This is a genomic window from Bacillus sp. JJ1521 (assembly GCF_036965165.1).
GTDB lineage: Bacteria > Bacillota > Bacilli > Bacillales > Bacillaceae_L > Ferdinandcohnia.
In genome coordinates this window covers 6205-15352 of the sequence record NZ_JBALOX010000215.1, presented here as the reverse complement: position 1 = coordinate 15352, position 9148 = coordinate 6205, and the positions used below count along the sequence as shown (strand labels likewise).

Sequence of the window (9148 nt, the reverse complement as noted above, 5' to 3'; positions counted from 1 at the left end):
GTAACTGGTGAATTAGATGAGAAAATAGACCCGTTGGATGCATTACTCGCAGCTTTCCCAGCGGGAACTGTATCTGGAGCACCTAAAATTAGAGCAATGCAAATTCTTTCGGAGCTTGAACCAACAGCACGAAACTTGTATGCGGGTGCCATCGCCTATATTGGATTTGATGGCAATATTGACTCTTGTATTACGATTCGAACTGCGATCATAAAAGATGGTGTTGCCTACATCCAAGCGGGAGCGGGAATTGTAGCTGATTCCGTTCCTGAACAAGAGTGGATGGAAACGGTTAATAAAGCAAGCGCCTTGATTCAAACAATCCAATTAGCTGAGGAGTCATTTGAGAAGGAGGATATACATGTTTAAACAACTTTTAAATAAATGTATTAATGGTGAGGTTTTAACGGAAGAAGAAAGCTACCAAGTAATGGATGTGATCATGTCTGGAAATGCAACGGCAAGTCAAATAGCAAGCCTCCTATCAATCCTTCGCTTTCGTGGGGAAACAGTCGATGAAATCACCGGCTTTGCAAGAGCGATGAGGGAGCATATGATGCATCTAGATTATGAGAATGATCAGGTGATTGATACATGTGGAACTGGTGGGGACGGTGCGTCTACCTTTAATATTTCAACTGCATCCGCCATAGTTGTTTCATCCTTAGGAATAAAGGTCGCGAAGCATGGGAATCGTGCGGTGTCGTCTAAAAGTGGCAGTGCCGATGTTTTAGAGTATTTAGGTGTTGAAATACAATCAACTGGGGAAGAAGCAAAAGAGGCATTAAACAAACGAAATATGAGCTTCTTGTTTGCCCCTATCTACCATGCAGCCATGAAGCATGCAGTAACACCAAGACAAGAAATCGGGTTTCGAACCATTTTTAATCTATTAGGACCAATGGCGAACCCGGCTAGATGCAAAAAGCAGGTATTGGGTGTGTATTCAATAAATTATGCGGAAAAAATGGCATATGCCCTTGGGAAACTTGGGTCTGAGCATGTTTTATTTGTTTCAGGTCGTGATGGACTAGATGAATGCAGTATTGCAACTGAGACTGATATCGTCGAATTAAAAGATGGAGAGATTACAAGATTTGTCCTTTCTCCTGAAGACGTCGATCTTCAGCGTGGAAACATGAAGGATATCCAAGTATCTTCTGTCGTTGAAAGTGCCAGCCTGTTGCGGGACGTTTTATATAGTAAAGCCAATCAAAGTGCAACAAATATTGTTTTATTAAATGCAGGGGCCGCGATTTATATTTCAGGAAGGGTAAACAGTATTCGTGAAGGCGTTGAGCTGGCAAGAGAAGCTATTGTAACCGGAATTGCCAGAAATCACTTTGAACAACTAAGAACTCGTGAGGTGGAGTACTATGCTAAATAAAATCCTTGAACAAAAGAAAATAGAAGTGGAAAACATAGATTATCCAGAAATAGATTGTGAGGTTGAGCGAAATTCATTATATGACGCCCTTTCTACCCCAAATCGTACACTTGGCATCATTGCCGAGGTAAAAAAAGCATCACCATCAAAGGGGGTAATACGAGAGGATTTTGAACCTGTATCAATCGCAGTTGAATACGAAGAAGCGAAAGCGGATGCGATATCTGTATTAACAGATGAACGATTCTTTCAAGGCTCAATCAACTATTTAATGGACATTAAGAAAAAAGTTAACATACCTGTGTTACGGAAAGATTTTATTGTAGATGCAAAGCAAATTAAACAAAGTGAAAAAATCGGTGCCGATGTTATTTTGCTAATTGGGGAAGCACTTTCTCCTAATCAATTACATGAATATTACTGTGAGGCTTATGAAAGAGGCTTAGAATGTTTAGTTGAAGTCCATTCTCGGGAAACGATGGAACAGATTTGTGCCCTTTTTACCCCAAGAATTCTAGGTATTAATAATCGAAATCTAAAAGTATTTGAAACTTCAATTACCCATACTGAAGAAATCTTGAAGGATGCTCCTTCAGATAGTCTTGTTGTAAGTGAAAGTGGAATTCATACTCCACAAGATATTAAAGAAATCATTCGATATGGAGCAAAGGCTGCTTTGATCGGAGAAGCTTTTATGAAAGAAAAATCCCCAGGGATCGGGATTAAGCAAATATTTGGAGAGGTTCCATATGAAACCACCTCTCATTAAATATTGCGGAAATAAATCATTGGAGGATGTACAGGTAGTTGTAAAAAGCAAAGCTGATTATATCGGCTTTATATTTGCAAACAGTAAACGGAAAGTACATCCTGATGATGTAAATAACTGGTTACAAAAAGTGGGTGTACAAGATAAAAAAACGGTCGGGATCTTTGTGAATGCGGAGTTAAAAGAAATCGAAGCGGTTTTGGAAAATGTCTCTTTATCCGTCATTCAATGCCACGGGACAGAGTCTGTTAATTTTATTAAACTGGTAAAAATCAAAACTGGCTTACACGTATGGAAGGTCATTCATCATGATGAGAAAGCACTTCTTACGATGAAGGAGTTTACTGGTGTTGCTGATGGGTATGTTGTTGATACAAAGGTTTCAAATATGTGGGGTGGCTCCGGTGTTTCGTTTGATTGGAACTCCATACCCCTCTATCAGCAGGAAGCAAGAACTCAAGGTGTTCCATGTTTCATAGCGGGTGGAATTGATTCTACCAATATCGAAAACCTTCTAAGCTATGAGATTGATGGATTTGATATTTCTAGTGGAATTGAACTTGAAGGTAAAAAAGACCACACAATCATACAAACTATAGAGAAATGGGTGGATAAATGTGTTGAACGTACCTAATGCAAATGGTAGATACGGTGATTTTGGGGGTAAATTTGTACCCGAAACATTAATGATGCCATTAGAAGAAATCGAGACGGCATTGGAAGAAGCGTACAAGGATGAAGAATTTCATAATGAATATATTCGTATTTTAAAAGAATACTCAGGTAGACCAACAGCACTTACATATGCTGATAATTTAACGAAAGAATTAGGCGGGGCCAAAATCTTTTTGAAGCGTGAGGATTTAAACCATACTGGAGCACACAAAATAAACAATGCAATTGGTCAAGCCCTCCTTGCCAAAAGAATGGGAAAGAAAAAGATAATTGCTGAAACGGGAGCGGGTCAGCATGGTGTAGCTGCTGCGACAGTTGCGGCTAAATTTGGATTGGAATGTAAGGTTTTTATGGGTGTGGAAGACATCGAAAGACAAAAGCTTAATGTATTCCGAATGAGACTTTTAGGTGCTGAGGTAATTCCAGCTACTAGTGGTAACCAAACATTGAAGGATGCAACAAACGAAGCAATTCGTTACTGGGTGCAGCATTGTGAGGATCACTATTACATGATTGGATCGGTCGTAGGTCCACATCCTTATCCAAAAATGGTCCGTGATTTTCAACGAATCATTGGTGATGAAGCAAGAGAACAATTCCTAAAACGTGAAAATCAGCTGCCAACTGCAGTTGTCGCATGTGTAGGCGGAGGAAGTAATGCAATGGGAATGTTCTATCCATTTTTAAATGATCATGTACGTTTAGTGGGTGCTGAGGCAGCAGGAAAGGGTGTTGATACATCTTTACATGCAGCGACGATTACAAAAGGAACGAAAGGAGTCATTCACGGCTCGCTTACGTATCTTCTTCAAGACCAGTACGGACAGATTACTGAACCATATTCCATATCTGCTGGACTTGATTATCCGGGAGTTGGTCCTGAACACGCTTATCTTGCCGATAGTGGAAGAGTAAAATATGAAAGTGTAACAGATAACGAAGCACTTGATGCGTTACAACTACTTACTCGTGTTGAAGGGATTATTCCGGCAATTGAATCTGCACATGCGATGGCAAAAGCAATCCAAATGGCGAAAGAAATGTCACCAGAAGAATCCATTCTTGTTTGTTTGTCCGGACGTGGTGACAAGGATGTCCATTCACTTATGACATATCTAGAAGAAGGAGGGGCTACTAATGAACACAACCTTTACGAACCGATTGCCCAAGGCTAAAAAATTATTTATTCCATTTATTGTTGCAGGTGATCCACATCCAGATGTGACGATTGAAATTGCCCTGTCCTTACAAGAGGCGGGTGCTTCCATCCTTGAACTAGGAATTCCATATTCAGATCCGTTAGCAGATGGACCTGTTATTCAAAGAGCCTCTGCTCGGGCATTAAAAAATGGAGTTACACTCGAAAATTCGATGAATCTTGTGTCAAAAATGAGAAAAAAAGGATTAAAAATTCCTGTAATTATCTTTACCTATTTCAATCCTGTGCTACAATTAGGAGAAGAAAACTTTTTCGCTTTAGCGCGACAAAATGGTATAGATGGATTGCTTGTACCAGACCTTCCTTTTGAAGAAAGTGAAGACCTTAGAAGAAAATGTGAGGATGAGGGTTTGAAATTTATCTCTCTTGTTGCTCCAACTTCTTCAAGTCGAATTGAAAAAATTGCCTCAAATGCTCAAGGGTTTATTTACTGCGTTTCATCCCTTGGTGTTACAGGTGTTCGAAATTCACTGAATAATGAGGTATACTCATTTTTACAAGAGGTAAAACGCTATAGCAATATACCTGTAGCTGTTGGGTTTGGTATCTCTAATTCTTCCCAAGTAGAAGCACTTAAAGACCATTGTGATGGGGTTATCATGGGAAGTGCCCTTATCCAAAAGATTGAAGAGCATCTACCGGAATTAGTAAACGAGGAAACTAGAGCTACCGCCTTATACCATTTCAAGAATTTTGTAAGTGATGTCCTTCATCCTATTAACTTAATTCAGGAGAAGTCTTAACTTCTCTAAATTAAGTTAAATCCTCCGGCGGATGCCACGATTTTTCAATGGAAATTTTTCAAGCAAAGGATCAAAGACTAAAAACGCCACGTCCTGTGGCAACGTCTTTGTGACCCACATCGTGTGGGCCTAAAAAAATCGGGCGCAAATACGCCAAGGCGCATTTGATTATGATAAGAGGTGTAGCTTCAGATGAATATTAAGGAACAGTTATTAGATCTAAAACCATATCAACCAGGAAAACCGGTTGAAGAAGTGAAACGTGAATATGGGTTAGAAAAAATTGTAAAATTAGCTTCAAATGAAAATCCATATGGATGTTCAGACAAAGCAAAAGAAGCAGTAAAGGACAGCTTAGATTCATTTGCAATTTACCCGGATGGCTATGCAACAGATTTAAGGGAAAAGCTCGCAAGGCATTTAGGTGTGGATGGCACACAGCTTCTTTTCGGTAACGGGTCTGATGATGTCATTCATATTATTACAACTGCATTACTTTCGCCTGGGAAAAATACAGTTATGGCGAATCCATCTTTTTCTCAGTACAAGCATAATGCCATTATCGAAGGGGCCGAGGTTCGTGAGGTTGAACTAATAGATGGTCATCATGATCTTGATGGCATGCTCCAACAAATAGATGAAAATACGGAAATTGTCTGGGTATGCTCACCAAACAACCCAACAGGAGTGTATGTTAGCTCAGAAAAATTACATACCTTCTTAAAACAGGTTCCGAGCCATGTTTTAATTATCATGGATGAAGCTTATTATGAGTTTGCAGCGAATGAAAAGGATTATCCGAATACACTCGCTGTATTAAAAGAGTATCCAAACCTTCTCGTTTTAAGAACTTTTTCAAAGGCATATGGACTAGGTGGACTACGAGTTGGTTACGCGATTGGAAATAGTGATTTTATTAATAAAATTGAGCCGGTACGTCAGCCGTTCAACTCCAATCGGGTTGGGCAAATAGCAGCATCTGCTGCGTTAGATGATCAAGATTTCATTGCAGCATATGTTGAAAAAAATAAAAAGGGCATGCAACAGTTCTATACTTTCTGTGAGGAAAATAAGTTATCTTATTATCCATCGTTTGGGAATTTCATTTTGATTAATTTTGAACAACCAGGTGATGATGTGTTTCACTATTTATTGGAGCGTGGCTTCATTGTACGTTCAGGAAATCCTCTTGGTTATCCATCTAGCGTTCGGATTACAGTCGGCACAGAGGAACAAAATAGTGAACTAATCGCATTACTTACAGAAATGCTAAAAAATCAAAAGAACTAAGACTATGGGGGTTAGCCAGTAACCCCCATTCTGTTTCTATATTCGGTGGTGAAAGTATGAAAGGGAATGTGCTTGTAATTGGACTTGGCTTAATTGGGGGCTCAATTGCACTTGCGATAAAGAAAGAACATCCGGATGCGCTCATTTACGGTTTTGATAGTAATAGAGAATCATCACTTCTAGCAAAAACATTAAAGGTGATTGATGAAGCCGTATTTGAATTAAAGGATGTAATACATACATGTGACTATATTTTTATCTCAGTTCCAGTTAAGCAAACCGTCGACATTATTCGTGAACTTAGTTCCTATACACTAAAAAAAGATGTCATTGTAACAGATGTGGGAAGTACGAAACAACAAATCGTTCAAATCGCGGATTCCATTTTTGGAAATCTTGGAGTTACTTTTGTCGGCGGACATCCGATGGCCGGCTCCCATAAAAGCGGAGTTGTTGCTGCAAAGGAACATTTATTTGAAAATGCTTTTTATATTTTTACCCCACATAATGAGGCGCCATCAAGTAAATTAGCAGTCGAACAATTAAAAGCCTTATTACACGGAACAAAAGCAAATTTTGTGATAATGACTCCAGAGGAGCATGACCGTGTCGCGGGGGTAATTAGCCACTTTCCACATATTGTGGCAGCAAGTCTTGTGCATCAAGCACAAAAATATGACCAGGAAAATGAGCTTGTTCGTCCATTAGCAGCGGGCGGTTTTCGAGATATTACTAGAATTGCATCTAGTAATCCATCCATGTGGCGTGATATATTATTACAAAATCGGAATGTATTGCTAGACCTTTTTGAAAAATGGATTGACGAAATGGAGCAAATCCGAAATTTCGTTGCAAATGGCAATGCCGATCATATTTATGATTATTTTATGGATGCCAAAAATTTTCGAGATGGACTTCCTACTCGTACAAAAGGTGCAATTCCTTCCTTCTATGATTTATATGTTGATATTCCGGACTATCCAGGTATTATTTCTGAAATTACGGGACTTCTTGCGGAGGAGAGAATTAGCATTACAAATATCAGAATTATTGAGACAAGAGAAGAAATTTATGGAGTGCTAAGAATTAGCTTCCAAAGTGACGAGGATCGTCAGAAGGCGAGAGTGTGTATCGAAAGCAAGACTAGTTATGATACATATAATGGATAATGGAAAAATTGTTTTCTAGGGGTGGTAATATGGATTCACTAAAGCTACGTACAAATATTGCTGGTTTAAATGGTTCAATTGATATTCCCGGGGATAAATCGATTTCCCATCGTTCCATTATGCTTGGAGCCATTGCAGATGGAAAAACGATTGTGGATAACTTTTTACTAGGGGATGACTGTTTAAGTACAATTAGCTGTTTTGAAAAATTAGGAGTAAACATTACATTAGACAAGGATCATGTAGAGATCGAGGGAGCGGGATTTGATGGACTTCGTGAGCCAGTTGAAGTATTAGATACCGGCAATTCAGGAACGACAACTCGATTAATGGTAGGTCTTCTTTCTGGAATTCCTATTCATACTTGCATGATTGGTGATGAATCGATTGCCAAAAGACCGATGAAACGTGTTACATCACCATTGCGTCAAATGGGAGCTAAAATAGATGGTAGAGAAGACGGAAATTTTACCCCATTAGCCATTCGTGGAGGTGCTCTACAGGGAATTGATTATGTTTCTCCTGTTGCTAGTGCACAAGTAAAATCCTCGATTCTTTTAGCGGGTTTACATGCAGAAGGAACAACATCTGTTACTGAGCCTCATAAATCAAGAGACCATACTGAACGTATGCTACGAGCATTCGGATGTGAGGTTGAAGAGGACGGGCTTACTGTTAAACTAAAAGGTGGTCAGAAGCTAACTGGGACAACAATTCAGGTGCCTGGGGATATTTCTTCTGCTGCATTTTTCCTTGTAGCAGGGGCAATTGTGCCAAACAGCCGGATTACATTAAAAAACGTTGGAATGAATCCTACTAGAACAGGGATTATTGATGTTTTAGTTAAGATGGGCGCCCGTCTTGAGATTGAAAATGAAAGAATCAAGAATAATGAGCCCATTGCTGACTTAACAATTCAGACCTCTGACTTAACAGGGATTGAAATCGATGGTGACATTATTCCTCGTTTGATTGACGAAATTCCAGTTATTGCGTTATTAGCTAGCCAAGCTAAAGGAAAAACCGTTATAAAAGATGCAGCGGAATTAAAAGTGAAGGAAACAAACCGTATTGATACAGTTGTCGGCGAACTCTCCAAACTTGGTGCAACAATTGAACCGACTGAAGATGGAATGATAATTTATGGTGAAAAGAAACAGTTGACTGGTGGCAAAGTACATAGTCATGGGGACCATCGAATCGGTATGATGCTCGCTATTGCAGCATGTATTGCTAACGATGAAGTATTCCTTTCAGATTCTGAATCCATTTCTGTTTCATACCCAAGCTTTTTTGAACATCTAAACACATTAATAAAAGAAAATTAATACTTATTGGCCCATGGAAACTCAATTCCATGGGTTTTTAAGCCTTTTTCTCACAAAAACTAACATACATCAACCACTTTTCGCATAGCCTGTCTTAAGACGATAAATTGAATTCAGTCGGGGTTCTCCCCGTCTGAATACAATTTTATGCCTCCGGCGGATGCCACAGATTTTCAAAGGAAACTTTTCGAGCAAACTCGAAAAAATCTGGGCGGCAAATACGCCAAGGCGTATTTGATACATTTAAAAGCGAAAGGGGAGGTTGGATGCCATATATATTAGAAAAGGCAAATGTCCTAAAGAACAATAGGGTCATTACATGCTCGATTCTTATTAAAAATCAACGCGTTGACTATATGAAAGAAAACCTCACAAGACATTCTTATATGAAAACAAACTTATCACACTATTTATTAACACCTGGACATATCATGATCAACTATTCCTTTACGAATGAGAAATCATTTCAATCATTTAAAAAAGAAATGACTGAAAACTATTTGCTAAATGGTTGTACAACTTTACTTGTCATGACGGATGTAAAGAATGAAAATGAAATAGCCAATTC

Annotated in this window: 9 protein-coding genes and 1 pseudogene; all 10 read left to right on the top strand. The window is 39.0% G+C overall.

The genetic code is table 11. The features are described from left to right. Positions 1 to 369: chorismate-binding protein (locus V7147_RS22550; RefSeq protein WP_335370045.1), on the top strand; the 369-nt coding region annotated here is incomplete at its 5' end. Then, positions 362 to 1387 (top strand): anthranilate phosphoribosyltransferase, encoded by a 1026-nt coding sequence (trpD, locus tag V7147_RS22545; protein WP_335370044.1) that lies wholly within the window; start codon positions 362 to 364, stop codon positions 1385 to 1387. The genes V7147_RS22550 and trpD, both read left to right, overlap by 8 nt. After that, positions 1377 to 2156 (top strand): indole-3-glycerol phosphate synthase TrpC, encoded by a 780-nt coding sequence (gene trpC / locus V7147_RS22540; RefSeq protein ID WP_335370043.1) that lies wholly within the window; start codon positions 1377 to 1379, stop codon positions 2154 to 2156. The genes trpD and trpC overlap by 11 nt, the downstream gene beginning before the upstream one ends. After that, positions 2137 to 2790, top strand: a complete 654-nt coding sequence (locus V7147_RS22535) for a phosphoribosylanthranilate isomerase (RefSeq protein WP_335370042.1) — start codon at positions 2137 to 2139, stop codon at positions 2788 to 2790. Before trpC ends, V7147_RS22535 begins: the two co-directional genes overlap by 20 nt. Further along, entirely contained in the window at positions 2774 to 4006 is a 1233-nt protein-coding gene (trpB, locus tag V7147_RS22530; RefSeq protein ID WP_335370041.1) for a tryptophan synthase subunit beta, read from the top strand. The genes V7147_RS22535 and trpB overlap by 17 nt, the downstream gene beginning before the upstream one ends. Then, positions 3969 to 4793 (top strand): tryptophan synthase subunit alpha, encoded by an 825-nt coding sequence (gene trpA / locus V7147_RS22525; RefSeq protein WP_335370040.1) that lies wholly within the window; start codon positions 3969 to 3971, stop codon positions 4791 to 4793. The genes trpB and trpA overlap by 38 nt, the downstream gene beginning before the upstream one ends. A gap of 192 nt (positions 4794 to 4985) precedes the next feature. Beyond that, complete coding sequence (gene hisC, locus V7147_RS22520) at positions 4986 to 6083, top strand: histidinol-phosphate transaminase (RefSeq protein ID WP_335370039.1); 1098 nt, start codon at positions 4986 to 4988, stop codon at positions 6081 to 6083. 56 nt (positions 6084 to 6139) lie between these two features. Next, positions 6140 to 7252, top strand: a complete 1113-nt coding sequence (locus tag V7147_RS22515) for a prephenate dehydrogenase (protein WP_335370038.1) — start codon at positions 6140 to 6142, stop codon at positions 7250 to 7252. Positions 7253 to 7281: 29 nt separating this feature from the next. Beyond that, positions 7282 to 8580: a 3-phosphoshikimate 1-carboxyvinyltransferase gene (gene aroA / locus V7147_RS22510; protein WP_335370037.1), complete on the top strand. Its 1299-nt coding sequence runs from the start codon at positions 7282 to 7284 to the stop codon at positions 8578 to 8580. Between the two features lie 266 nt (positions 8581 to 8846). Beyond that, positions 8847 to 9148, top strand: a pseudogene (locus tag V7147_RS22505) (hypothetical protein); the annotation flags it as partial.

Bases quoted from the DNA above. Each gene is read 5' to 3' on its own strand.
- trpD (WP_335370044.1), top strand. From the start codon at position 362: ATGTTTAAACAACTTTTAAATAAATGTATTAATGGTGAGGTTTTAACG.
- trpC (WP_335370043.1), top strand. From the start codon at position 1,377: ATGCTAAATAAAATCCTTGAACAAAAGAAAATAGAAGTGGAAAACATA.
- V7147_RS22535 (WP_335370042.1), top strand. From the start codon at position 2,137: ATGAAACCACCTCTCATTAAATATTGCGGAAATAAATCATTGGAGGAT.
- trpA (WP_335370040.1), top strand. From the start codon at position 3,969: ATGAACACAACCTTTACGAACCGATTGCCCAAGGCTAAAAAATTATTT.
- hisC (WP_335370039.1), top strand. From the start codon at position 4,986: ATGAATATTAAGGAACAGTTATTAGATCTAAAACCATATCAACCAGGA.
- V7147_RS22515 (WP_335370038.1), top strand. From the start codon at position 6,140: ATGAAAGGGAATGTGCTTGTAATTGGACTTGGCTTAATTGGGGGCTCA.
- aroA (WP_335370037.1), top strand. From the start codon at position 7,282: ATGGATTCACTAAAGCTACGTACAAATATTGCTGGTTTAAATGGTTCA.